Genomic DNA, 24,017 nt, shown 5'->3' on the forward strand with positions numbered 1-24,017 from the left:
TGGCCACACCGGGTCAGGCCTGGCCTGGCGGCGCAGTCGATCACGCTCCCGATCCACGCCTGACCGCGCGGCGCGGCGTGACGTGGCCGCTCAGGCGGTGCGGCGCAACGCGGCCTGCAGCGTCTCGTGCACCGCCTCCGGGTCCGCCGGCTTGACCAGGTGCGCCGCGAAGCCGGCCGCCTGCGTGCGCTGGCGGTCGATCGGGCTGCCATAGCCGCTCAGTGCCACCACGGGCAGACGGGCACCGAGGGCGCGGCCGATCTCCACGCCGCTGCCGTCGGGCAGGCCCAGGTCGGTCAGCACGATGTCGAATTCATTCTGCGCCGCGCAGGCCAGGCCCTCGGCCACCGTGGCGGCGTGGGTGATGGCGTAGCCATAGTCCTGCAGGAAGAGCATCAGCAGCTCCGCGGCCTGGCGGTTGTCCTCCACCATCAGCACGCGGGCGCCCTGCGCGGCGGCGGCGGGGGGCGGCGGCAGGCTGGGCGCGGCACGCAGGGGCTGGGTCTCCTCGCGGTCGGCCAGCGGCAGGCGCATCTCGAAGGTGGCGCCCTGGCCGGGGCCGGCGCTGGTGGCGGTGAGCATGCCCCCATGCTCGATGACCAGGTGCCGCGCGATGGCCAGGCCCAGGCCCAGCCCGCCGAACTGGCGTGCGACCTCGCGGTCGGCCTGCTCGAAGGCCTTGAAGATGCGCTCCAGCGCGTCGGGCGCGATGCCGATGCCGTGGTCGACCACGCGCACGACGAAATGCCCGTCATTCACCTCGGACTCCAGCCGGATGGTGGCGCCGGCCGGACTGAACTTGATGGCGTTGCGCAGCAGGTTGGCGATCACCTGCTTGATGCGCGCCGCATCGGCCCGCACCCAGGCCCCCTCGGCCACGCCCCGCACGCTGAGCTTGAGCTTCTTGTCGGCCAGCGCGCCGCGCATCATCTCGCCCACCTCGGCGGGCAGCGATGCCGCGTCCAGCCGGTCGGCCCGCAGGCTCAGCTTGCCGCTGGTGATGGTGGAGACGTCCAGCAGGTCGTCGATGAGGCGCGCCTCCAGCTCGACGTTGCGACGGATGCCGGGGATCAGGTCCTTGTGGCGCTCGGGCACGGTGGCCAGGCGCTGCAGCAGCTGGGCGGCGAAGGAGACCGCCGCCAGCGGATTGCGCAGCTCGTGCGACACGATGGCCAGGAAGCGATCCTTGGCCTCGTTGGCGCGGGCCATTTCTTCCTGCGCCGCTTCGGCCCGGGCCACGGCGGCACGCAGGGCTTCGGCATTGCGGTGCTCGGCGGTGCGGTCGCGGATGATCAGGCAATAGCGCACGCGGCTGGTGGCCACGGGCGGCGCCGCGGCCGAGGCCTGGGCATCCAGGCAGGCCACGACCACGTCGGCCCAGCAGGGCTCGCCGTGCAGGGGCTGAAGCCACAGCTGCGCGTTGAAACTGCCGCCGGCGCAGCTGGCATGCAGCCATTCCATGGGCTGCGGCCCTTCGCGGCTGGTGAGGAATTCATGCAGGCCGCGGCCCAGGGCCTCGGACTCGGCGGCACCGAAGATCTGCCGGGCGCCCAGGTTCCAGCGCAGCACGCGCGCCTGGGCGTCGAGCAGCACCACCGCATAGTCCGCCAGCGAATCGACCAGGCGGCCGAAGAGCAGGTCGTTGTCCTGCAGCGCACGCTCGGCACGCACCCGCCCGTCGCGCACGGCCACCTCGCGCAGCGCGCGGTCCACCACCATGGGCAGGCGCGAGAGGCGACCCTTGCTCACATAGTCGGTGGCGCCCTGGCGCAGCAGCTCGACGGCGTTGTCCTCGCCGATCACGCCCGAGACGAAGACGAAGGGCACCTGCGGCGCCAGGCTGCGCGCCAACTCCAGGGCCTGCTGGCCCGAATAGCCGGGCAGCTCGAAGTCGGACAGGATGAGCTCGAAGCGCGCCTGCCGCAGCGCCGCGATGTAGCCCGCCTCGTCGCGCACCGTCTTGATTTGCGCCTGCGGATAGGCCCGCAGCAGCGCCTCGGTCAGCAGTTCGGCGTCGAAGACCGAGTCTTCCAGCATCAGCACCCGCAAGGGCGCCACGCCGCCGCCCACCGCGGGGGACCGGGCGGCGAGGCCCGCGCCGGCGGCCGGCCGTTCACTCATAGCGGCGCGAGGTCTTGACCGAGCCGGGCGGCGGCTCGTTGAGCACCGCCCAGAACACGCCCAGGTCGGCGATGGCCGAGACGAACTGCTTGAAGTCCACCGGCTTGACCACGTAGGCATTCACGCCCAGCTCGTAGCTGCGCAGCACGTCGGATTCCTGCTGCGAGGAGGTGAGCATCACCACCGGCACGCTGCGCAGGCTGGGGTTGGCGCGCACCTGTTCGAGCACTTCCAGGCCGTCCACCTTGGGCAGCTTGAGGTCCAGCAGGATCACGGCCGGGTTGCCCGTGCCGCGGTCGGCGAACTCGCCTTCCTGGTTGAGGTAGGCCAGCGCCTGGGCGCCGTCGCGCACGGTGATCACCTCGTTGGCCAACTGGCTGCGTTCGAGCGCCATCAGGGTGAGTTCGAGGTCCCGCTTGTCGTCCTCGACCAGCAAGATGGGCTTAAGCATGCAGTTCTCCGTGCGTGTCCGACGCAGGATGGGGGGGTGTGGGGGGAAGCACGAAACCGAAGCGGGCGCCGCGTCCGGGTTCGCCATGCGCCCAGACACGTCCGCCATGGCGCTCGACGATGCGCTTGACGTTGGCCAGGCCGATGCCGGTGCCCTCGAATTCCTCCGCGGCGTGCAGGCGCTGGAACACGCCAAAGAGCTTGCCCGCGTACTTCATCTCGAAGCCGACGCCATTGTCCTCGACCTCGATGCCGCAGCCGTCCGCCTCGCGGATGGCACGCACCTGGATCACCGCCGGGCTGGCATCGCGGGTGTACTTGAGCGCATTGGCCAGCAGGTTGCGGGTGGCCACCTGCAGCAGCAGCGGGTCGGCCTCCAGCACGGGCAAGGGGGCGTCCACCTTCCACTGCACGCCCCGGGCGGCATCGGCGCGCGAGAGCTCGTGGATCAGCCCCTCGATCAGATCCGCCATCTTGACCGGCCGCAGCTTGAGCGCCGTGCGACCCATGCGCGAGAAGTCGAGCAGCGCGTCGACCAGTTCGCCCGCGAAGGCCGCCGCATCCTTGACGTTGGAGAGGTAGCGCAGCGCGCGCTCCGACAGCTGACGGCCTTCCATGTCCACCACCAGGTCCACGAAGCCCGCAATGTGGCGCATGGGCGCGCGCAGGTCGTGCGAGACGGTGTACGAGAAGGCCTCCAGCTCGCGGTTGACGCGGCTGAGCTCCGTGGCCACCGCGGCCATCTCCTCGGCGCGCCGCAGCACGATGCCGATGAGGGCCTGGCGCAGTTCGTCGGCCGCGGCGCGCTCCTCCGCCGTCCAGGGCCGGCTGCGGCCGCGGATCTTCTGCGCCCAGCTGGAGAAGCTGCGCCGCGGATGGATGCGGCCGTCCTCCGGCCGCACTTCCTTGCGCGGGTCGCCTGCCCAGGTGATGGTGCGCACATGCTCGGGCCGGAACCACAGCACCAGGTGGCGGTGCACCTGCGAGATCGACACCGCCAGGCAGCCGGCGACCTCCTGCCCCGCCGCCCAGGACGGCACCGTGTGCGGGCTCAGGGCGTCGTTGGCGTAGACGGGCTCTTCGAGGCCGGCGATCCAGCTGGCCAAGGCCAGCACCTCGGACTTGGGCGGCGTCTCGCCGGTGGTCCAGACCTCGTCGTCCAGCACCACGGCCGCGCCGGCCGCGCGCGCCAGCCGCAGCAGCGGCGCGGGCTCGGCCAGCAGGCGCTGGAGGCTCGCATCGCTGTCGGAGAGGTGGGAGACGATCTCCAGGATCAGCTTGCGCAGTTCCAGCCGCTGGGCTGCCGAGGCATTGCTTTCCTTGGCCTGGATCTGCAGCGACACCAGCCGCCCCAGGTGCTCGCAGGCCAGGCGCGTGGTGGGCGCCAGGTGGCGCGGCTGGTGGTTGTGGCAGGAGATCAGGCCCCACAGGCGCCCCTGCACCACCAGCGACACCGACATCGACGCCAACGTGCCCATGTTGCGCATGTACTCGAGGTGCACCGGGGAGACGCTGCGCAGGCCCGACTGCGACAGGTCCACCGGCCGCTCGTCGCCCGGGCCGATCAGCGGGACCGGCGTGTAGTTGGCGTCGGGGATGATGCGGAAGTGGTTGAGCGTGTACAGGTCGCGCGCCTGCGCCGGGATGTCGGAGGCAGGGAAATGGTGGCCGGTGTAGCGCTCGTAGCCCTCGTCGGCCAGTTCAGCCAGCACGCGGCCGTCGTTGTTCTCGTCGAAGCGGTAGAGCAGGCAGCGGCCGAAGCCGCTGAGCTGCTTCATCTCGGCGACGGCCAGCACGGCCAGCTCCTCGATGTCGTCCACCGCCTGCAGCCGCGGCATGAAGGCGCGTGCCACCGTGTAGATGGAGGTGCTTCCGTGGGCGGGCTCTTCCTGCGGCGGCTCGAATTCCACGATGAGCCGGCCATCGCGGGCATGGGCCGAGGCGTGCATGTGGCCGCCCTCGCCCACCGCGAAGCTGCCCAGCGGCACGGGGAAGGCCTGCTCCGGCAGGGCCTGCAGCCCGCGGGCCAGCAGCTCGGCCACGGCCGCGTGGCGCTCATGCTCCGGCCAATTGGCGCTCCATGCGGACTGCCGGCCGGTGGCGATGTCGATCACCAGCAACCGGCCATGCGGCTGGATGGCCCCGGGAATGCGGATCGGCTCGTCCTCGCAGCGCGCCAGGTCGGCGGACTCCGGACCCGGGGTTGGCGTGAGCGCGGGAGAGGCAGGGGGCGAAGTCATGCGGATGGATGGGCGCGCTCACGGCGAAGGTGGCAGACCGGGGAATCGGGGGCGGACAAAAGGTGGTGGAGCTTCTCAGCTTTTGCGGGGTGGCCTTGTAGGCACAGGCCGACACGCGACGGCGATTCCTGGAACATCACGCCCGGCGCGCCGTGCTGGGCAGTCACTTCGCATGGACAGACGCGGCCGAACGCCCAGGCCGCCGTCGTGGTCAGCCGAAAGAGGAGGACCCATGCGGCGCGTCCCCGGGCGCGGGCACTTGCCGGGCTGCCCTGCAGGTAACAGCCGCAGGCCGCGATGCGATGCGGCAACGGCCAAAAAAAGGCCTCCCGAAGGAGGCCAGAAAAAGCAGGGCGATGCCTTCCGAAGAAGGCGAGGGAGGAAAGATTGCGCCCTGCCGGTTCGTCCACGTCGAAGCGCCTGTCGAGCAGCTGCCCCCCGGATACGCCTCGGGCCCCGAGGCGTCCTCCCGACTGGGGCAGTCGCACGGTATGCCTGCGCCGCCGGACACCGGCATGGGACACACCCCGACCCCAAGGCGATCCCTGTGCGGGACTGCGCGTTTCGACCGGTTGAACGGCCCAGACCGCCCTGCGTGACGCGCGCCGCACGGCCGGATGCGCGGACGACGGCTTCGGCGCCAGCACGCTCGGCGCGTGAGGGCCTCGGCCTCCAGTTCGGGCTGCGCGCCGGCATGAAAAAAGCCCCTGACCGGTGGGGTCAGGGGCTTGGGATTTGGTGGCCTGGGGCGGAATCGAACCACCGACACGCGGATTTTCAATCCGCTGCTCTACCAACTGAGCTACCGGGCCTAGAGGCTCGCCTGATGCGTTGAACATCAGGCGAGCCTCAGATTATAGCGCAGGTTTCTTCCCCTTGGACAAGTCCACACCCAATTGTTTGAGTTTTCTGTAGAGATGGGTCCGCTCCAGCCCGGTCTTCTCGGCGACGCGGGTCATCGAGCCGCTCTCCATCGCAAGGTGGAACTCGAAGTAGGCCTTCTCGAAGGCATCGCGCACTTCCCGCAGGGGACGGTCCAGGTCGAAGGTCTGCCGGGCTTGGGGCCCCGGATCGGGTGCCGCCGGATGCAGCACCGCGAGTATGGGAGGGACGGCGGCTGCCACCGGGCTGCTGGCCGGCACGGCGCTCACCGGCTGCTGCACTGGCGAGGCGACGGCGCGGCGCCCCTCGTCGCGCATGAGGCCCTTCTCGACCTCCTTGAGCAGCTTCTGCAGCGTGATGGGCTTTTCGAGGAAGGCGGCGGCGCCGATGCGCGTGGCCTCGACGGCGGTGTCGATGGTGGCATGGCCGCTCATCATGATCACCGGCATGTTGAGCAGGCCCGCCGCCGACCATTCCTTGAGCAGTGTGACGCCGTCGGTGTCGGGCATCCAGATGTCGAGCAGCACCAGATCGGGACGCTCGCGCTGCCGCGCTGCACGGGCGGCGGAGGCGTTTTCGGCCAGTTCGACGTTATGCCCTTCGTCGTTGAGGATCTCGGACAGCAGGTCGCGAATGCCCAGTTCGTCGTCGACCACCAGGATGTTTGCCATGAATGCGAAGGGTTCTCTTGCTTGCTGCGGCCTGCGGCGCTCAGGCAGGCGATGAGGCCGCGGAGGCCGTGTTGCCGCCCGAGGGTGCGACAGCGATGGCAAATGATAGCGACACTTGCGCACCGGCCACTGCGCCGTCGACCATGCGATTGGACAGGTCGATGCGCGCGCCATGTTCGTCGGCAATCTTCTTGACCACGGCCAGGCCCAGGCCGGTGCCCTTGCTCTTGGTCGTCACGTAGGGCTCGAAGGCACGCTGGAGGATGTTCTCCGCGAAGCCGTGGCCACCGTCCTGCACCACGAGGCGCACCCGCTGGCCCGAGTCGGCAAGCCGCGTGCGCAGCAGCACCGGCGACGCGCGATGCGCAGCCTCGGTGGCGTCTTGCGCGTTCTGGAGCAGGTTGTGGATCACCTGGCGCAGCTGCTGCGCATCACCGCGGATGGGCGGACAGCGGGGGTCCAGCTCCGTCTGCACCGGCACGCCGGCATGTTCGGCGGCGTACAGGTGCAGCACGTCGGTCACCAGGGCATTGAGGTCCAGCGGCTTGAGCTCGGCGGCGGGCAGCCGCGCGTAGTCGCGGAATTCGTTCACCAGCCGCTTCATCGCGTCGACCTGCTCGACGATGGTCCTCACGGACTTGTGCAGCACCGCCGCTTCGGGGGGCGCGACCTTGCCGGTGAGCTTGAGTTCGAGCCGCTCGGCCGACAGCTGGATGGGCGTGAGCGGGTTCTTGATCTCGTGCGCCAGCCGGCGTGCGACCTCGCCCCAGGCCTGGCTGCGCTGCGCCGAGACGATCTCGGAGATGTCGTCGAACACCAGCAGGCGGGCCGCTCCCGGCAGCTGTGCGCCGCGGGCGACGATGTTGACGGCGTTGCGCTCCACGCCCGTGCCCATGGCGTGCAGCTCGTAGGCATGCTGCCAGTGGTCGAGGCCATGCTGGCGCGCATCGGCTTCGAGTTCATCGAACTGGCGCTGTACGGCCAGCCCGAATTCGGCCAGGCCCGGCACCTCCGCCAGCGGGCGCCCTTCGTACGCTGCGAGCGGCGCCCGCAGCACGCGGGTGGCGCCCGGGTTGCTCGACAGCACCGTGCCGGCCACGTCCAGCACGATGACGCCCGAGGTGAGGTTGTCGAGGATGGTCTGCAGATTGGCACGGGCCGCGTCGAGTTGCTTCATGCTCTGCTCGACGGCCGCGCGCGCCTCGGCCAGTTGCTGCGTCATCTCGGCGAAGGAGCGGGTGAGGCCGCCCAGCTCGTCGCGCGCCCGCGAGACCTGTGTCGGCCGCAGGTCGCCGGCGGCCACCTGGCGCACGCCCTCGGCCAGCACCAGCAACGGCCGGGCCAGCTGGTTGCCGAAGAGCACCGCGAGCAGCACGGCCCCGAAGACGGCCAGGAACAGGCACAGCGTGAGCGTGCCGATGTACATGCGGCGCAGGCCGTCGCGGGCCAGGGCGCGCTCCTGGTACTCGCGGTTGGCCTCCTGCACCGCCAGGGCGTTGGCGACGATGGCCGGCGGCAGTGGCTGGACGATCTGCAGGAAGCGCGGCTCGTTCAGCTCGAAGCCGGGTCGTGGCACCAGGGCCATGGCCTTGACCACCGCCCGCGAGGACGCTGCCGATGCCGTCGCAGCCGCCTCGGCGGTCTCGTCGAGCCCTTCGATGCGCGCCGTGGCGCGGTCGGCGCGCACCTGCCGCAGCTGCTGCGGGCTGGGCCGCTCGGGACTCAGCTCGAAGCGCAGCGACCCCGCGCTGGCCACCAGTTGGCCGGTGGAGGACCACACCTGCACGCTGTTGGCGCCCAGTTGTTCGCGCAGCCGGTCCAGCGCCACGGGCAATGCCGTCTCGGGCGTGTTGGCCAGCTGGTTGCCCGCGGTACGGGCCTTGGCCGCCAAGTCGTCCGACAGGGAATCGAGCGTGGCCCGGCCGAGGTTGAGGCCTGCATCGAGTGCGCCCTCGACCTTCACGTCGAACCAGCTCTCGATGGAGCGGGCGACGAACTGGTAGGAGACGGCATACACCAGGATGCCGGGCACCACCCCGACGAGCGCGAAGATCGCCGCGAGCTTGATCAGCAGGCGGCTGCCGAACTTGCCCTGACGGAGCCGGCGCGTCAGGCGGAAGCCCACCCACACCAGCACCAGCATGAGCAGCGAGGCCACGACCACGTTGACGGCAAAGAGCCGCGCATAGTTCTGCTCGTAGAGGGCGCGGTTGTTGGTGGACTGGGCCAGCAGGAACATCAGCACCAGGCCCAGCGCCGTGATGGCGGCCGCTCCCACCCCCACGCCCCATCGCCGCGCGCGCGAGCGCCGGCGGGGCGCGTTGCCCAGGCCGCCGGGCTGCGTCTGCGTCATCGCGCCGGCTCCAGCGGCAGTCGCGTGCTGCGCTCCACAGACACGTTCCACTCGGACTGGCCTACCAGCCCGATCTGGAAGGGCCGGGGCAGTTGGGAGGTGTCGAGCCGGAAGCGGAACACCACCGGGTGCGAGCCCCCCTCGCCGATCTCGCCGGCATCTGCCAGACGCAGGCGGCCGATGCGGCGCACCGCGTCCAGGGCCTCCTCCAGGGTGTCGAAATGCTGCCCGAGCACGACGCTCGACGCGAGCGGCGTGATGGGCGTGGGCGACACATTGAGGCGCCAGCGGCGCATCAGCGGCTGGTACGCGAGCCGCATGTAGCGGGTGGCCTGCCCGATGCGCTGGTCGGTCCAGTACCAGCGTTCGCGGAAGAGCTCGGCCTCGGCCACGAAATGCAGGGCGATGCCCTTGTCCAGCACGTCGGACACCGCCGCCGGCAACTCGAAGCGCACCGCGGCGCTCAGGTAGATGCCGTCGTCGGTCGCCTCGAGGCGCAGTTGCGTGAGCTCGGCGCGCGTCTGCTGGGCGAAGGCAGGCACGACGGCGAGCATGCCCGCCCCGAGCACGCCCGCCAGCAGCTGCCGCCGCCCCGGCTCAGGAGGCGTGCTTTTCAAGCAGCGCGTAGAAGAATCCGTCGTGCTCACCCAATGCATTGTCCGGGAGGCCACGGGGGCCAGCACCACCTTGGGGCAGCAAATGGCCGGGGGACGGCAGCAGGCGGGCGTTGGTGTTGTGTGCAAGAAACGCGTCGATCTGGCGCGAGCCTTCCTCACGGAACACCGAACAGGTGCAATACAGCAGCCGGCCGCCGACCCGCACTAGCGGCCACAGCGCCGCCAGCAACATCGCCTGCTGCAGTGCCAGTTGCTCCACGTCACTCTCGCGGCGCAGCCAGCGCACATCGGGATGGCGGCGCACGATGCCCGAGGCCGTGCAGGGGGCATCGAGCAGGATGCCGTCGTAGGGTTGTCCGTCCCACCAGCTTTCGGGACGGGCCGCATCGGCCACCCGGACATCGGCCTGCAGGCCCAGCCGGGCCAAGTTCTCGTCGATGCGCCGGGCGCGTTGCGGATCGATTTCCAGCGCCGTGACCTGGACCGGCACGGCGGCGGCCCGTTCGAGCAGATGCGCCGTCTTGCCGCCCGGCGCGGCGCAGGCGTCGAGCACATGCAGCGCCGGACCGGCCGGTTTGAGGCCTTCGAGCAGCAGCGGCGCGGCCAGTTGGGCCGCCGCATCCTGCACCGAGAACTCGCCGGCCTCGAAGCCGGGCAGTTGCTGGACGGGGCGCGCCTCGCGCAGCTCCAGCCCCTGCTCCGCGACCTTGCGGGCCGGCAGTTGCAGGGCCGCCAACGCGGGCAGGTAGCGGGCGACCGAGGTCCTGCTTGCATTGATGCGCAGCGTCAGGGGCGCCGGGCCGTTGTCGGCCATGAGCACGCGCTGCCAGGCCTGGGGATGGTCGCGGCGCAGCCGCTCGATCCACCAACGGGGATGGTTCCACTGGGCCACGGGCTCCCGCTCGGTGGCGGCGACCAGTTCGTCGCGCTCGCGCAGGAAGCGGCGCAGGCAGGCATTGATGAAGCTGGCCTGCGCGCGGGTGTGGGGCTGGCGCTTGGCGGCTTCGACGGTCTGGTCGACCAGCGTGAACGGCTCGTAAGGTGCACGCTCGGGGTCCCACGCCAGGGCCAGCGCCGTGCACAGCAGGGCGTCCGCGGCCGGCGGCGGGGTGCGCTTGGCCAAGTGGCGCCGCAGCGCCTCGCCACGGCCCAGCCAGCGCATGGTCTGGAAGGCGATCGCCTGCACGCCGGGGCGCAGGCCAGGCTCGACCTCGTCGAGCGCAGCCGTGCCGGACGTGCCGCCACGGACGGCCGCGAGCACGCCGGCCACCAGCTGGAGCTGGCGCCACAGCGGAGGCCCGAGAGGGGCGGAAGGGGAAATGGGATCTCCGACGGACATCGGTGTGGGACAGGAAGACGGCGATGGTAATGGGTGCCCGTGCGCTGCCCAGGCAGCGCTCCGGCGGAAGACGGCGGCGCCCTGCGCCCGAGACGGGTCAGGCCAGCGGTGCCGCCACCTTGAAGCGGGCCAGCCAGGCCACCAGGATGGCCGGGAACTGGCGGACCGCCGCGTTGTACTGCGTCACCGCGGCATTGAACTGGGCCTGCGCCACTTCGACATGGGTGGGCGGCAGCGGCCATGCCGTGCCGGCAAGCAAATCGCCGGCCAGCAGGGCCGGCAGGGCCTGGCCCGCGGCCTGGGCATGCTGGTGCCAAGCCGCCGCCCAGGCCCGCACGGCGGTCGCCAGCGCGGCCATGGTGGGGGCATGCAGCGGCCGGAGCCGGGCCGCACCCAGCGAGGTCGCCAGCTGTCCGCAGGCGCCACGCAGCGTGGCATCCAGGCCCCGCTGGACTTCGTCGGCAGACACCGGCGCCTGGGCGAGGAGTGCCTGCACATGCTGTACCTGCGCCATCAGCGCGGCATCGAGCTGCGCATAGGCCTGAACGGCCGTCGAACGCAGGCGCACGAGCCGGTTGTGGGCACCGACATACCAGAACACGCCGATGGCGATCACGCCCCAGCTGGTCAGCGAACTGGCCCAGCCGGTCATGGCGAACCCCCGGCGGTCGGTGAATGAAGAAACGCCCTCGCGCCGATGAGGGCGGGAGGGCGTCGGGACGCGATCATGGAAGCGATGCGGTCGTCTTGCGCGGCAGGCGCATGGCCCTGCGGGCCATGCGCGTCACGGCTTATTCGCCAGCCGGGGCTTGGCCCGCGTCGGCCGTGGCGTCGGCCGATTCGTCCGAGGTGGACGCCGCCAGTTCGGCGGCTTCCGCATCGGCGATGGCGCGGCGCTCGGCCTCGTCCATGGCTTCCTTGGCCTTGCGGGCCTGGTGGTACGCCAGACCGGTGCCTGCGGGGATCAGGCGGCCGACGATGACGTTTTCCTTCAGGCCACGCAGCTCGTCGCGCTTGCCCATGATGGCCGCTTCGGTCAGCACGCGCGTCGTTTCCTGGAAGGAGGCCGCGGAGATGAACGAGTCGGTGGACAGCGACGCCTTGGTGATGCCCAGCAGCAGGTTGCTGTAGACCGCCGGGAGCTTGCCTTCGCGCTGGAGACGCTCGTTGGTGTTGAGGATCTCCGAACGCTCGACCTGCTCACCCTGGATGTAGCCCGACTCGCCGGCGTTCTCGACCACGACGCGGCGCAGCATCTGGCGAACGATCACCTCGATGTGCTTGTCGTTGATCTTCACACCCTGCAGGCGGTACACGTCCTGGACTTCGTCCACGATGTAGCGGGCCAGCTCTTCGGAACCCAGCAGGCGCAGGATGTCCTGCGGATCGGCCGGGCCGTCGACCACGACTTCGCCCTTGTTCACCACCTGGCCTTCGTGCACCAGGATGTTCTTCTCCTTGGGCACGAGCTCTTCCCAGACCTTGCCTTCGGGATCGGTGATCTGCAGGCGGATCTTGCCCTTGGTCTCCTTGCCGAAGGAAATGGTGCCGGTCATCTCGGCCAGCAGGCCCTTGTCCTTGGGCGAGCGGGCTTCGAACAGCTCGGCCACGCGGGGCAGACCGCCCGTGATGTCACGGGTCTTCTGGCCTTCGACCGGGATGCGGGCCAGCACTTCGCCGGGGCCCACGTCCTGGCCGTCGCGCACCTGGATCAGCGCGCCCACCTGGAAGCCGATGGCCACCGAGTGGTCGGTGCCCGGGATCTTGACTTCCTGGCCCTGCGCGTCGAGCAGCTTGACCAGCGGACGCACCACCTTGGCGGCGCCGCGGCGCTTCGGATCGATCACCACCAGCGTGGACAGGCCGGTCACTTCGTCGACCTGCTTGGCCACGGTGACGCCCTCTTCCACGTTCTCGAACTTCGTCTGGCCGGCGAATTCCGTGATGATGGGTCGGGTCAGCGGATCCCAGTTGGCCAGGATCGTGCCGGCCTTGATCTGCTGGTCGGCCTTGATCGTCAGCGTCGCGCCATACGGCACCTTGTGACGCTCGCGCTCGCGGCCGTGCTCGTCCTGGATGATGATCTCGCCCGAACGGGCAATCACCACCAGCTCGCCCTTGGAGTTGGTCACGTAGCGCATCGTGGCGTTGAAGCCGATGATGCCGTTCGACTTGGCTTCCACGCTCGAGGCGATGGCAGCACGCGAAGCGGCACCGCCGATGTGGAAGGTCCGCATCGTCAGCTGCGTGCCGGGCTCGCCGATCGACTGGGCGGCGATCACGCCGACCGCTTCGCCGATATTCACCAGGCCGCCGCGGCCCAGGTCGCGACCGTAGCACTTGGCGCACAGGCCGTAGCGGGTGGCGCAGGTCAGCGCGGTGCGCACCTTCACCTCGTCCACGCCGGCGGCTTCGAGCACCTCGATGACGTCCTCGTCCAGCATCTCGCCGGCCTTGACCAGCACGCTGCGGTTTTCGGGATGCAGCACGTCGTCGGCCGTGGTGCGGCCGAGGATTCGGTCGCGCAGCGACTCGATCACTTCGCCGCCTTCCACGATGGCGCGCATCGCGGTGCCGTCGCTGGTGCCGCAATCCGGATCGGTCACGACCAGATCCTGCGTCACGTCCACCAGACGGCGGGTCAGGTAACCCGAGTTGGCCGTCTTCAGGGCCGTGTCGGCCAGACCCTTACGGGCACCGTGCGTGGAGATGAAGTACTCCAGCACGTTCAGGCCTTCGCGGAAGTTGGCCGTGATGGGCGTCTCGATGATCGAGCCGTCCGGCTTGGCCATCAGGCCCCGCATGCCGGCCACCTGGCGGATCTGGGCGGCGGAACCCCGCGCGCCCGAATCGGCCATCATGTAGATGGAGTTGAAGGACTCCTGGTCCACTTCCTTGCCGTGGCGGTCGGTGACCTTCTGCTTGGACAGCTGGGCCATCATCACCTTGGAGACGGCGTCACCCGCGCGGCCCCAGATGTCCACGACCTTGTTGTAGCGCTCGCCGGCCGTGACCAGGCCCGAGACGTACTGCTGCTCGATCTCCTTCACCTCGCGCGAGGCGTCGTCGATGATCTTTTCCTTCTCCGGCGGCACCAGCATGTCGTCGATGGCGATCGAGATGCCGGCCTTGGTCGCGAGGCGGAAGCCGTTCTGCAGCAGCTTGTCGGCGAAGACCACCGTCTCCTTCAGGCCGCAGCGGCGGAAGGAGGCGTTGATCAGCTTGGAGATCTCCTTCTTCTTCAGCGCCTTGTTGATGTTGCTGAAGGGCAGGCCCTTGGGCAGGATCTCCGACAGCAGCGCGCGGCCGACGGTCGTGTCCACCAGGGAGGTCGAGGGCTCGAACTCGTTGGTGTCCTTGTTGCGGTTCCACTCGGTGATGCGCACCGCCACCTTGGCGGTGAGCTCGACCTGGCCGGCGTCCAGCGCGCGCTGCACTTCACCGATGTCGGAGAAGATCAGGCCCTCGCCCTTGCCGTTGATGCGGTCGCGGGTGGTGTAGTACAGGCCCAGCACCACGTCCTGCGAAGGCACGATGGAGGGCTCGCCCGAAGCCGGGAACAGCACGTTGTTGGAGGCCAGCATCAGCGTGCGGGCTTCCACCTGCGCCTCGACCGACAGCGGCACGTGGACGGCCATCTGGTCGCCGTCGAAGTCGGCGTTGAAGGCGGCGCAGACCAGCGGGTGCAGTTGGATGGCCTTGCCTTCGATCAGGATCGGCTCGAAGGCCTGGATGCCCAGGCGGTGCAGCGTGGGGGCGCGGTTCAGCAGGACGGGGTGCTCCTTGATCACCTCTTCCAGAATGTCCCACACCACCGGCGTGCCGGCTTCGACTTCCTTCTTGGCCGCCTTGATCGTCGTCGCGATGCCCATGGCTTCGAGGCGCGAGAAGATGAAGGGCTTGAACAGTTCGAGCGCCATCAGCTTGGGCAGGCCGCACTGGTGCAGCTTGAGCGTCGGGCCCACCACGATGACCGAACGGCCCGAGTAGTCGACGCGCTTGCCCAGCAGGTTCTGGCGGAAACGACCGCTCTTGCCCTTGATCATGTCGGCCAGCGACTTGAGGGCGCGCTTGTTGGCGCCCGTCATGGCCTTGCCGCGGCGGCCGTTGTCCAGCAGCGAATCCACGGCTTCCTGCAGCATCCGCTTCTCGTTGCGCGCGATGATTTCCGGAGCCTTCAGCTCCAGCAGGCGGCGCAGACGCGAGTTGCGGTTGATGACGCGGCGGTACAGGTCGTTCAGGTCGGAGGTGGCGAAGCGGCCACCGTCCAGCGGCACCAGCGGACGCAGGTCCGGCGGCAGCACGGGCAGCACATCCAGCACCATCCACTCGGGCTTGATGCCCGACTTGCGGAAGGCCTCGAGCACCTTCAGGCGCTTGGAGTTCTTCTTGACCTTGACTTCGGAGCCGGTCAGGTCGCCGCGCAGGCGCTCGATCTCGGTGTCGAGCTCGATGGACTGCAGCAGGTCCTTGATGCCTTCGGCGCCCATCTTGGCGATGAACTCGTCACCGTATTCAGTGCGCTTCGCCTCGTAGTCGTCCTCGGTCATGATGCCGAACTTCTTCAGCGGGGTCATGCCCGGATCGACGATCACATAGGCTTCGAAATACAGCACGCGCTCGATGTCGCGCAGCGTCATGTCGAGCACCAGGCCCAGACGCGACGGCAGCGACTTCAGGAACCAGATGTGTGCGCAGGGCGCGGCCAGGTCGATGTGGCCCATGCGCTCGCGGCGCACCTTGGTCTGCGTGACTTCGACGCCGCACTTCTCGCAGATGACGCCGCGGTGCTTCAGGCGCTTGTACTTGCCGCACAGGCACTCGTAGTCCTTGATGGGCCCGAAGATCTTGGCGCAGAACAGGCCGTCGCGCTCGGGCTTGAAGGTGCGGTAGTTGATGGTCTCGGGCTTCTTCACCTCACCGAAGGACCACGAACGGATCTTCTCGGGCGAAGCCATGCCGATCTTGATGGCATCGAAATGCTCATCCGGCGTGAACTGCTTGAACAGGTCGAGTAGCGATTTCATGTGACTCTTTCCCTTTCAATTACGAGCGCTCGAGCTCGATGTCGAGACCCAGCGAGCGGATTTCCTTGACCAGCACGTTGAACGATTCCGGCATGCCGGCCTCGATGGCGTGCTCGCCCTTGACGATGTTCTCGTAGACCTTGGTACGGCCCTGGACGTCGTCGGACTTGACCGTGAGCATTTCCTGCAGCACGTAGGAGGCGCCATAGGCTTCCAGCGCCCACACTTCCATTTCACCGAAGCGCTGGCCGCCGAACTGGGCCTTGCCGCCCAGCGGCTGCTGCGTGACGAGCGAGTACGGACCCGTGGAGCGGGCGTGCATCTTGTCGTCGACCAAGTGGTGCAGCTTCAGGAAGTGCATGTAGCCGACGGTCACGGGACGGTCGAAGCGATCGCCGGTGCGGCCGTCGTAGAGGTAGGCCTGGGTACGGCTGTCGGTCAGGCCCTTGAGCTTGGCGATGTCGTCAGGGAAGGCCAGCTTCAGCATCGCGCGGATGTCCTCTTCGGTCGCGCCGTCGAACACCGGGGTGGCGAAGGACACACCGTTTTGCAGGTTGTGCGCCATCTCCACGATGTCGGTGTCGCTCAGTGCGTCCAGGTTCTCCTTGCGGCCGGTGCTGTTGTAGAACTGCTCCAGGAACTGGCGCAGCTCGGCCACCTTGGCCTGCGTCTGCAGCAGGTCGCCGATACGCTGGCCGATGCCCTTGCCGGCCCAGCCCAGGTGCACTTCCAGCACCTGACCCACGTTCATCCGCGAAGGCACGCCCAGCGGGTTCAGGCAGATGTCGCACGGCGTGCCGTCGGCCATGTGGGGCATGTCCTCGACCGGGACGATCTTCGACACCACACCCTTGTTGCCGTGGCGGCCGGCCATCTTGTCGCCAGGCTGCAGGCGGCGCTTGACGGCCAGGTACACCTTGACCATCTTGAGCACGCCCGCGGGCAGCTCGTCGCCCTGCGTGAGCTTCTTGCGCTTCTCTTCGAAGGCCAGGTCGAAGCTGTGGCGAGTCTGCTCCAGCGAGTTCTTGATCGACTCCAACTGCATGGCGACCTCGTCCTCGGCGGGACGGATGTCGAACCAGTGGAATTTCTCGACCGACGACAGGTAGGCCTTGTCCAGCTTGGTGCCCTTGGCCAGCTTGTTCGGGCCGCCGTTGGCGACACGGCCGGTCAGCAGCTTCTCGATCCGGTCGAAGGCGTCGGCCTCGACGATGCGCAGCTGGTCGTTCAGGTCCAGGCGGAAGCGCTTGAGTTCGTCGTCGATGATCTGCTGGGCGCGCTTGTCGCGCTGGATGCCTTCGCGGGTGAAGACCTGCACGTCGATGACGGTGCCGGACGAGCCCTGGTCCACGCGCAGCGAGGTGTCCTTCACGTCGGAGGCCTTCTCGCCGAAGATGGCACGCAGAAGCTTCTCTTCCGGCGTCAGCGTGGTCTCGCCCTTGGGCGTGACCTTGCCCACCAGCACGTCGCCGGGGGTGACTTCGGCACCCACGTAGATGATGCCGGACTCGTCCAGGCGGTTGAGCTGCTGCTCGGCCAGGTTCGGGATGTCGCGGGTGATTTCCTCGGCGCCCAGCTTGGTGTCGCGGGCCATGACCACCAGTTCCTCGATGTGGATCGAGGTGTAGCGGTCGTCGGCCACCACGCGTTCGGAGATCAGGATCGAGTCTTCGAAGTTGTAGCCGTTCCACGGCATGAAGCCGATCAGCATGTTCTGGCCCAGGGCCAGCTCACCCAGGTCGGTGGAGGCACCGTCGGCCACCACGTCGCCCTTGGCCAGCTTGTCGCCGCGTTTGACGATGGGACGCTGGTGGATGTTGGTGTTCTGGTTCGAACGCTGGTACTTGATGAGGTTGTAGATGTCCACACCCACCTCGCCGGCCTGCGCTTCGTCGTCGTTGACGCGCACCACGATGCGGGTCGCGTCCACGTAATCGACGATGCCGCCGCGCGTGGCCGTCACCACGGTGCCCGAGTCCACGGCCGAGACGCGCTCGATGCCCGTGCCTACGAAGGGCTTCTCGGGACGCAGCACGGGCACAGCCTGGCGCTGCATGTTGGCGCCCATCAGTGCGCGGTTCGCGTCATCGTGCTCCAGGAAGGGCACGAGCGAAGCGGCCACCGACACGATCTGCGCGGGCGACACGTCCATGTACTGGATGCGGTCGGCGCCGACCAGGATCGACTCGCCCTTCTCGCGGGCCGACACCAGGTCGCCGGTCAGGCGGCCTTCTTCGTCCAGCGCGGCGTTGGCCTGGGCGATGACGTACTTGCCTTCCTCGATGGCCGACAGGTAGTCGATGTCCATCGTGACCTTGCCATCCACCACGCGGCGGTACGGCGTCTCGATGAAGCCGTACTCGTTCAGGCGGGCGTACAGGGCCAGCGAGTTGATCAGACCGATGTTCGGGCCTTCCGGCGTTTCGATCGGGCACACGCGGCCGTAGTGGGTGACGTGCACGTCGCGCACTTCGAAGCCGGCGCGTTCGCGCGTCAGACCGCCCGGGCCCAGGGCCGAGACGCGACGCTTGTGCGTGATCTCGGACAGCGGGTTGGTCTGGTCCATGAACTGCGACAGCTGCGAGGCGCCGAAGAATTCCTTCAGTGCCGCCGAGATCGGCTTGCTGTTGATCAGGTCATGGGGCATGAGCGGCTCTTGCTCGGCCTGGCCCAGACGCTCCTTGACGGCCTTCTCGATGCGGGCGAGGCCGGTGCGGTACTGGTTCTCGGCCAGTTCGCCGACGCAACGCACACGACGGTTGCCCAGGTGGTCGATGTCGTCGACTTCGCCGCGGCCGTTGCGCAGGTCGACCAGGATCTTGACCACGGCCAGGATGTCCTCGTTGGTCAGGACCATCGGACCGGTGGACTCTTCGCGGCCGATCTTGGCGTTGAACTTCATCCGGCCCACACGCGACAGGTCGTAGGTGTCCGGGTTGTAGAACAGGCGCTGGAACAGGGCCTGCACGGCGTCCTCGGTCGGCGGCTCGCCGGGGCGCATCATGCGGTAGATGGCCACGCGGGCGGCGAACTCGTCGGCCGTCTCGTCGATGCGCAGGGTCTGGCTGATGTAGGCACCCTGGTCCAGCTCATTCGTGTAGATGCACTGGATCTCCTGCACACCGGCGGTGCGCAGCTTCTTGAGCACGGTCTCGGTCAGCTCATCGTTGGCCTTGGCCAGCACCTCGCCCGTGTCGGGGTCGATGATGTTGCGGGCCAGCACGCGGCCGACCAGGAAGTCTTCCGGCACGCTGATGTGCGTGGTGCCCGACTGCTCCAGCTCGCGGGTGTGGCGGGCCGTGACGCGCTTGTCCTTGGCCACGATCACCTTGCCGGCCTTGTCGGTGATGTCGAAGCGGGCGACTTCGCCGCGCAGCCGCTCGGAGACGAACTCCATCTGGCCGCCGCTGTCCATCAGGCGGAAGTTGTCGTTGACGAAGAAGTTCGCCAGGATCGATTCCGGGTTCAGGCCGATGGCCTTCAGCAGGATCGTGACCGGCATCTTGCGGCGGCGGTCGACGCGGAAGTACAGGATGTCCTTCGGGTCGAACTCGAAGTCCAGCCAGGAGCCGCGGTAGGGGATCACGCGGGCCGAGAACAGCAGCTTGCCCGAGCTGTGCGTCTTGCCCTTGTCATGCTCGAAGAACACACCGGGGGAGCGGTGCAGCTGCGACACGATCACGCGTTCGGTGCCGTTGATGATGAAGGAGCCCTTGTCGGTCATCAGGGGCACTTCGCCCATGTAGACCTCTTGTTCCTTCACTTCCTTGACCACCTTGGACTGCGAGGTCGAGGACTCGCGGTCGTAGATGATCAGTTGCACCTTGGCGCGCACGGCCGAGGCGAAGGTCAAACCCCGGGTCTGGCACTCGCGCACGTCGAAGGCGGGCTTGGCCAGGTTGTACTCCAGGAACTTCATCTCCACGAAACCGTTGTGGGAGACGATCGGGAAGGCGGCGTTGAAGGCGGCTTGCAGGCCTTCGTCGCTGCGTTTCTGGGGCGCCGAGGCGGCTTGCAGGAAGGCGGTGTAGGCGTCCTTCTGCATCTGCAGAAGGTAGGGAATCTGGACGACGCTGTCGCGGTTGCCGAAGCTTTTGCGGATTCGCTTGCGTTCGGTATAACTGTAGGTCGATGCTTGGGCCATGAGAGCTCCGGGGCTTGAGATCATCAGCGACTAGGGTCAGCAACGCGCGTGCGTTCCTGCTTGGCGGCTGGCCACTACCAGCCGATGGCGGACGGCGATGCATTGCACATCGCCCGAACCAAGAGTCCTTCTGCAGTCGGGGTCAGAAGACACTCGAAAGCCACCGCATCGATGCGGCTTTCGGGTGCGCTCTGAAAGCGGCAAAGGCTGGAAGGCCCGCGAGGGCACTTCCAGCCTCCAGAGGGGCCTGAATTACTTCAGTTCCACCTTGGCGCCGGCTTCTTCCAGCTTCTTCTTGGCGGCTTCGGCGTCGGCCTTGGCCAGGCCTTCCTTCACGGCCTTGGGAGCGGCTTCCACCAGGTCCTTGGCTTCCTTCAGGCCCAGGCCGGTGATTTCGCGCACGGCCTTGATGACCGACACCTTGTTCGCGCCGGCTTCGGTCAGCACGACGTTGAACTCGGTCTTCTCTTCGGCGGCCGGAGCGGCAGCGGCGCCACCAGCAGCCGGAGCGGCCATTGCAGCGGCGCTCACGCCGAACTTCTCTTCGATGGCCTTGACCAGGTCGTTGAGCTCGAGGACCGTCATGCTGTCCAGAGCGGTCAGGAATGCGTCTTTATCGAATGCCATGTTGATTTCCTAAAACAGATTGGGTTGATTGCCGCGCGATCAATGGATCAGGCCGCGGCGGCCTCGGCTGCAGGTTCTTCTGCAGCGCCTTCGCCACGCTTGGCCGCCAGGGCACCCAGCACCACGGCGGTGCGGGAGATCGGCGACATCAGCAAGCCGCACAGCTGGGCCAGCAGCACTTCCTTGGTAGGAATGTTGGCCAGTTGCTTCACGCCTTCCACGTCCAGGGCCTTGCCACCGAAAGCGCCACCGCGAATCACCAACTTGTCGTTGGTCTTCGCGAAGTCGGCCACCACCTTGGCGGCAGCGACGGCGTCTTCGGAGAAGCCATAGATCAGCGGACCGGTCATCTGGTCGCCGACGACTTCGAATGCGCTGCCAGCCACGGCACGGCGGGCCAGCGTGTTCTTCAGAACACTCAGGCTCACACCCTTGTCGCGGGCTGCGTTGCGCAGACGGGTCATGTCGGCCACCGTGATGCCACGGTATTCCGCCAGGACGAGCGTTTGAGCTTTAGCGGCGAGGCCGGTCACTTCAGCAATGACCGCTTCTTTCTCACTGCGATTCAGACTCAAGGTCTACTCCTTTTCAATGTCGCCCGGTTGCCCGGACGACGCCTTCATGCAGCGACCAACTGTTTCGGAACCGGAATTCCTTGCAGTGGGATCGCCATCTGCGCTGGCCGACCTTCGGTCGATTAAGGCGGCGGGGTTCGCACCCCGACCGCCGCCAGCGGTCTTGGATGGCCCGGAGCCCCTTCCCATGGGAAGAAGGCCCCGGCCCACCACATCCGCCGAGCGGTCCGAAGACAGCCCGGCAAATCACGTTCAGGCTCAGGCCTGGGCGATGGACTGCGTGTCCACGCGCACGCCCACACCCATGGTGGACGAGACGGCGACCTTGCGCAGGTACACGCCCTTGCTGGTGGCCGGCTTGGCCTTGTTCAGCGCGTCGATCAGCGCCACCAGGTTGCCCTGCAGCTTGTCGCTGTCGAAGGAGCGGCGGCCGATGGTGCCGTGGATGATGCCGGCCTTGTCGACACGGAACTGCACCTGGCCAGCCTTGGCGTTCTTCACGGCCGTGGCGACGTCGGGGGTCACGGTGCCGACCTTGGGGTTCGGCATCAGGCCGCGCGGGCCGAGGATCTGACCCAGCGTACCGACCACGCGCATCGCGTCGGGGGCGGCGATCACCACGTCGAAGGGCATGTCGCCCGCCTTCACCTGGGCAGCCAGGTCGTCCATGCCGACGATGTCGGCACCGGCGGCCTTGGCTTCCTCGGCCTTGGCACCCTGGGCGAACACGGCCACGCGCTTGGTCTTGCCGGTGCCGTTGGGCATCACGACGGCACCACGCACCACCTGGTCCGACTTCTTGGCGTCGATGCCCAGCTGCACGGCCACGTCGATGGACTCATCGAACTTGGCGGTGGCATGCTCCTTCACCAGCGCCAGCGCGTCGGCCAGCGGGTACAGCTTGGTGGTCTCGACCTTGCCCTGCAGGGCCTTTGCCTTCTTGGTCAGCTTGGCCATCTCACACGCCCTCCACGTTCACGCCCATCGAGCGGGCCGAGCCGGCGATGGTGCGCACGGCGGCGTCCAGATCGGCGGCGGTCAGATCCTTCATCTTGGCCTTGGCGATCTCCTCGAGCTGAGCGCGGGTGATCTTGCCGACCTTGTCGGTATGCGGCTTGGCCGAGCCCTTGTCCAGCTTGATCGCCTTCTTGATCAGCGTGGTCGCCGGGGGCGTCTTGATGATGAAGGTGAAGCTCTTGTCCGCGAAGGCGGTGATCACCACCGGCAGCGGCAGACCGGGCTCGACGCCCTGGGTCTGGGCGTTGAACGCCTTGCAGAACTCCATGATGTTCAGGCCACGCTGACCCAGCGCGGGACCGATCGGCGGCGAGGGGTTGGCCTTGCCTGCCGGCACTTGCAGCTTGATGAAGCCGACGATTTTCTTCGCCATGCTTGACTCCTTGCGGGTAATAGCGCCACGGATGTTTCCGCAGCTCCCCGGGGTTGCGACTCAGGAAAAAGGCGGACCGCCGAGTCGAAAGGCGCGGACCACCCGAAGCCGCGGCTGGCGCTGCCAGCCGCGTTCTTGTCTCTGTCTCAGGTCTTCTCGACCTCGGCGAAGCCCAGCTCCACCGGCGTTGCGCGGCCGAAGATCATCACGGACACGCGCAGCTTGTTCTTTTCGTAGTTGACTTCCTCGACAGTGCCGTTGAAGTCGGTGAACGGGCCTTCCTTGACACGCACCAGCTCGCCCACCATGAACTCCACCTTGTGGCGGGGCTTCTCGGTGCCTTGCTGCATCTGGTTGACGATCTCGTCCACCTCGCGCTGCGAGATCGGCGCAGGCCGGTTCTTGGCACCGCCCACGAAGCCCGTCACCTTGCTCGTGTGCTTGACCAGGTGCCAGGTGTCGTCATCCATCACCATCTCGACCAGCACATAGCCGGGGAAGAGGCGGCGCTCCATGGTGCGCTTCTGGCCGTTCTTGACGTCCACCACCTCTTCGCTGGGCACCAGGATGCGGCCGAACTTGCCTTGCATGCCCGCGCGGTTGATGCGCTCGGTGATATTGCGCTCGACGGCCTTCTCCATGCCCGAGTAGGCATGGACGACATACCAACGCAGGTCCGGATTGGCCGGCTGCGCCGGGGCGGTGGTGTCGTTGTCGACGGTGTCGTTCATTACTTTTTCCAGCCCAGCAGCAGGTCGTAGAAGAACCACTCCAGGGTCTTGTCCGTCACCCACAGGAACAGCGCCATGATCACCGCAAAGGCGAAGACGTAGGCGGTCATCTGGATGGCTTCCTTGCGCGTCGGCCACACGACCTTGCGCACTTCGCGCCAGGCGTCACGACCAAAGCCGTAAAGACGCTTTCCGCTCTCGGACACGGCGAAGACGGCCACGGCCGCAGCCATGCCCACCAGCAGCACGCCCCATTGAACCCATGCCCCCTGCCGGGCCAGCATGTAGAACGCCACCAGCGAACCCAGCAGCAGCACCACGGCTGCCGCCAGCTTGGCCTTGTCGGCGCCCGTCTGGACCGTTTCGATTTGAGTTGTGGCCATCTCGGCAAATTCCTGGCCCTGCGGCCTGTATAGACGCCTGTTCGGAAGACGCCGAAGCCCGCCGGAGCGCGGCGGGCTTGAATCTGTTCGTTTTCGCCGAATCGGAGTCGGCTGGATCCGTTTTGTGAGGTTCCGGACCCATCGCCACCCACTAGGAGGTGGCAGGGGCAGTAGGAATCGAACCTACAACCTTCGGTTTTGGAGACCGACGCTCTGCCAATTGAGCTATACCCCTAAGACCTGATCAACAGGCTTCGAGACGCCACCACGACGGTGAGCGTCCCGGAACACCGATTACTCGATGATCTTGGCCACGACGCCGGCGCCGACGGTACGACCGCCTTCACGGATGGCGAAGCGCAGGCCTTCTTCCATGGCGATCGGAGCGATCAGCTTGACCGTGATCGACACGTTGTCGCCAGGCATCACCATTTCCTTGTCCTTCGGCAGCTCGATCGCGCCGGTCA

The 24,017-nt window shown here is 67.7% G+C and carries 17 protein-coding genes and 2 tRNA genes; all 19 read right to left on the minus strand.

Features of this window, described 5'->3' with window-relative positions; translation table 11 throughout:
* Positions 1–90: 90 nt before the first annotated feature.
* Positions 91–2,121, minus strand: coding sequence for a hybrid sensor histidine kinase/response regulator (locus tag L0984_RS29210; protein ID WP_234197925.1), 2,031 nt, complete (start codon positions 2,119–2,121; stop codon positions 91–93).
* Positions 2,114–2,572 carry a response regulator gene (locus L0984_RS29215; protein WP_017758603.1) on the minus strand — a complete coding sequence of 153 codons (459 nt, stop codon included), beginning with the start codon at positions 2,570–2,572 and terminating at the stop codon, positions 2,114–2,116. Before L0984_RS29215 ends, L0984_RS29210 begins: the two co-directional genes overlap by 8 nt.
* Entirely contained in the window at positions 2,565–4,811 is a 2,247-nt protein-coding gene (locus L0984_RS29220) for an ATP-binding protein (RefSeq protein ID WP_234197926.1), read from the minus strand. Before L0984_RS29220 ends, L0984_RS29215 begins: the two co-directional genes overlap by 8 nt.
* 736 nt (positions 4,812–5,547) lie before the next feature.
* Positions 5,548–5,623, minus strand: a tRNA-Phe gene (locus L0984_RS29225).
* Positions 5,624–5,665: 42 nt separating this feature from the next.
* Positions 5,666–6,364 (minus strand): response regulator, encoded by a 699-nt coding sequence (locus L0984_RS29230; protein WP_234197927.1) that lies wholly within the window; start codon positions 6,362–6,364, stop codon positions 5,666–5,668.
* A 40-nt stretch (positions 6,365–6,404) separates the two neighbouring features.
* Positions 6,405–8,717 carry a sensor histidine kinase gene (locus L0984_RS29235; RefSeq protein ID WP_234197928.1) on the minus strand — a complete coding sequence of 771 codons (2,313 nt, stop codon included), beginning with the start codon at positions 8,715–8,717 and terminating at the stop codon, positions 6,405–6,407.
* A complete protein-coding gene (locus L0984_RS29240; protein ID WP_234197929.1) occupies positions 8,714–9,334 on the minus strand; it encodes a DUF4390 domain-containing protein in 621 nt (206 codons plus the stop codon). Before L0984_RS29240 ends, L0984_RS29235 begins: the two co-directional genes overlap by 4 nt.
* On the minus strand, positions 9,315–10,673 hold the full coding sequence (gene rsmB / locus L0984_RS29245) for a 16S rRNA (cytosine(967)-C(5))-methyltransferase RsmB (protein WP_234197930.1): 1,359 nt from the start codon (positions 10,671–10,673) through the stop codon (positions 9,315–9,317). The genes L0984_RS29240 and rsmB overlap by 20 nt, the downstream gene beginning before the upstream one ends.
* Positions 10,674–10,770: 97 nt before the next feature.
* Positions 10,771–11,325, minus strand: a complete 555-nt coding sequence (locus L0984_RS29250) for a LemA family protein (RefSeq protein WP_234197931.1) — start codon at positions 11,323–11,325, stop codon at positions 10,771–10,773.
* 139 nt (positions 11,326–11,464) lie between these two features.
* Positions 11,465–15,700 carry a DNA-directed RNA polymerase subunit beta' gene (gene rpoC, locus L0984_RS29255; protein WP_234197932.1) on the minus strand — a complete coding sequence of 1,412 codons (4,236 nt, stop codon included), beginning with the start codon at positions 15,698–15,700 and terminating at the stop codon, positions 11,465–11,467.
* Positions 15,701–15,719: 19 nt separating this feature from the next.
* Positions 15,720–19,844 carry a DNA-directed RNA polymerase subunit beta gene (gene rpoB / locus L0984_RS29260; RefSeq protein ID WP_234197933.1) on the minus strand — a complete coding sequence of 1,375 codons (4,125 nt, stop codon included), beginning with the start codon at positions 19,842–19,844 and terminating at the stop codon, positions 15,720–15,722.
* Between the two features lie 252 nt (positions 19,845–20,096).
* On the minus strand, positions 20,097–20,471 hold the full coding sequence (gene rplL, locus L0984_RS29265; protein WP_017762045.1) for a 50S ribosomal protein L7/L12: 375 nt from the start codon (positions 20,469–20,471) through the stop codon (positions 20,097–20,099).
* A 47-nt stretch (positions 20,472–20,518) separates the two neighbouring features.
* Entirely contained in the window at positions 20,519–21,046 is a 528-nt protein-coding gene (rplJ, locus tag L0984_RS29270; RefSeq protein ID WP_043118149.1) for a 50S ribosomal protein L10, read from the minus strand.
* A 258-nt stretch (positions 21,047–21,304) separates the two neighbouring features.
* The gene (rplA, locus tag L0984_RS29275; RefSeq protein WP_017762043.1) at positions 21,305–22,003 is read right to left on the minus strand and encodes a 50S ribosomal protein L1; all 699 of its coding nucleotides are present in this window, start codon (positions 22,001–22,003) and stop codon (positions 21,305–21,307) included.
* Position 22,004: 1 nt separating this feature from the next.
* Complete coding sequence (gene rplK / locus L0984_RS29280) at positions 22,005–22,436, minus strand: 50S ribosomal protein L11 (protein ID WP_017762042.1); 432 nt, start codon at positions 22,434–22,436, stop codon at positions 22,005–22,007.
* A gap of 146 nt (positions 22,437–22,582) precedes the next feature.
* A complete protein-coding gene (gene nusG / locus L0984_RS29285) occupies positions 22,583–23,167 on the minus strand; it encodes a transcription termination/antitermination protein NusG (RefSeq protein WP_234197934.1) in 585 nt (194 codons plus the stop codon).
* On the minus strand, positions 23,167–23,550 hold the full coding sequence (gene secE / locus L0984_RS29290) for a preprotein translocase subunit SecE (protein ID WP_017762040.1): 384 nt from the start codon (positions 23,548–23,550) through the stop codon (positions 23,167–23,169). Before secE ends, nusG begins: the two co-directional genes overlap by 1 nt.
* A 159-nt stretch (positions 23,551–23,709) precedes the next feature.
* A tRNA-Trp gene (locus L0984_RS29295) sits at positions 23,710–23,785 on the minus strand.
* Positions 23,786–23,844: 59 nt separating this feature from the next.
* Positions 23,845–24,017, minus strand: a 173-nt coding sequence (locus L0984_RS29300; protein WP_234197590.1) for an elongation factor Tu, incomplete at its 5' end; no start/stop codon positions are given.

Source organism: Pseudacidovorax sp. NFM-22 (assembly GCF_021401245.1).
GTDB lineage: Bacteria > Pseudomonadota > Gammaproteobacteria > Burkholderiales > Burkholderiaceae_C > Xenophilus.

What these genes read in the sequence shown, in the direction of transcription:
- L0984_RS29210 (WP_234197925.1), bottom strand. Translation starts at nt 2,121, where the DNA reads ATGAGTGAACGGCCGGCCGCCGGCGCGGGCCTCGCCGCCCGGTCCCCC.
- L0984_RS29215 (WP_017758603.1), bottom strand. Translation starts at nt 2,572, where the DNA reads ATGCTTAAGCCCATCTTGCTGGTCGAGGACGACAAGCGGGACCTCGAA.
- L0984_RS29220 (WP_234197926.1), bottom strand. Translation starts at nt 4,811, where the DNA reads ATGACTTCGCCCCCTGCCTCTCCCGCGCTCACGCCAACCCCGGGTCCG.
- L0984_RS29230 (WP_234197927.1), bottom strand. Translation starts at nt 6,364, where the DNA reads ATGGCAAACATCCTGGTGGTCGACGACGAACTGGGCATTCGCGACCTG.
- L0984_RS29235 (WP_234197928.1), bottom strand. Translation starts at nt 8,717, where the DNA reads ATGACGCAGACGCAGCCCGGCGGCCTGGGCAACGCGCCCCGCCGGCGC.
- rsmB (WP_234197930.1), bottom strand. Translation starts at nt 10,673, where the DNA reads ATGTCCGTCGGAGATCCCATTTCCCCTTCCGCCCCTCTCGGGCCTCCG.
- L0984_RS29250 (WP_234197931.1), bottom strand. Translation starts at nt 11,325, where the DNA reads ATGACCGGCTGGGCCAGTTCGCTGACCAGCTGGGGCGTGATCGCCATC.
- rpoC (WP_234197932.1), bottom strand. Translation starts at nt 15,700, where the DNA reads ATGAAATCGCTACTCGACCTGTTCAAGCAGTTCACGCCGGATGAGCAT.
- rpoB (WP_234197933.1), bottom strand. Translation starts at nt 19,844, where the DNA reads ATGGCCCAAGCATCGACCTACAGTTATACCGAACGCAAGCGAATCCGC.
- rplL (WP_017762045.1), bottom strand. Translation starts at nt 20,471, where the DNA reads ATGGCATTCGATAAAGACGCATTCCTGACCGCTCTGGACAGCATGACG.
- rplA (WP_017762043.1), bottom strand. Translation starts at nt 22,003, where the DNA reads ATGGCCAAGCTGACCAAGAAGGCAAAGGCCCTGCAGGGCAAGGTCGAG.
- rplK (WP_017762042.1), bottom strand. Translation starts at nt 22,436, where the DNA reads ATGGCGAAGAAAATCGTCGGCTTCATCAAGCTGCAAGTGCCGGCAGGC.
- nusG (WP_234197934.1), bottom strand. Translation starts at nt 23,167, where the DNA reads ATGAACGACACCGTCGACAACGACACCACCGCCCCGGCGCAGCCGGCC.
- secE (WP_017762040.1), bottom strand. Translation starts at nt 23,550, where the DNA reads ATGGCCACAACTCAAATCGAAACGGTCCAGACGGGCGCCGACAAGGCC.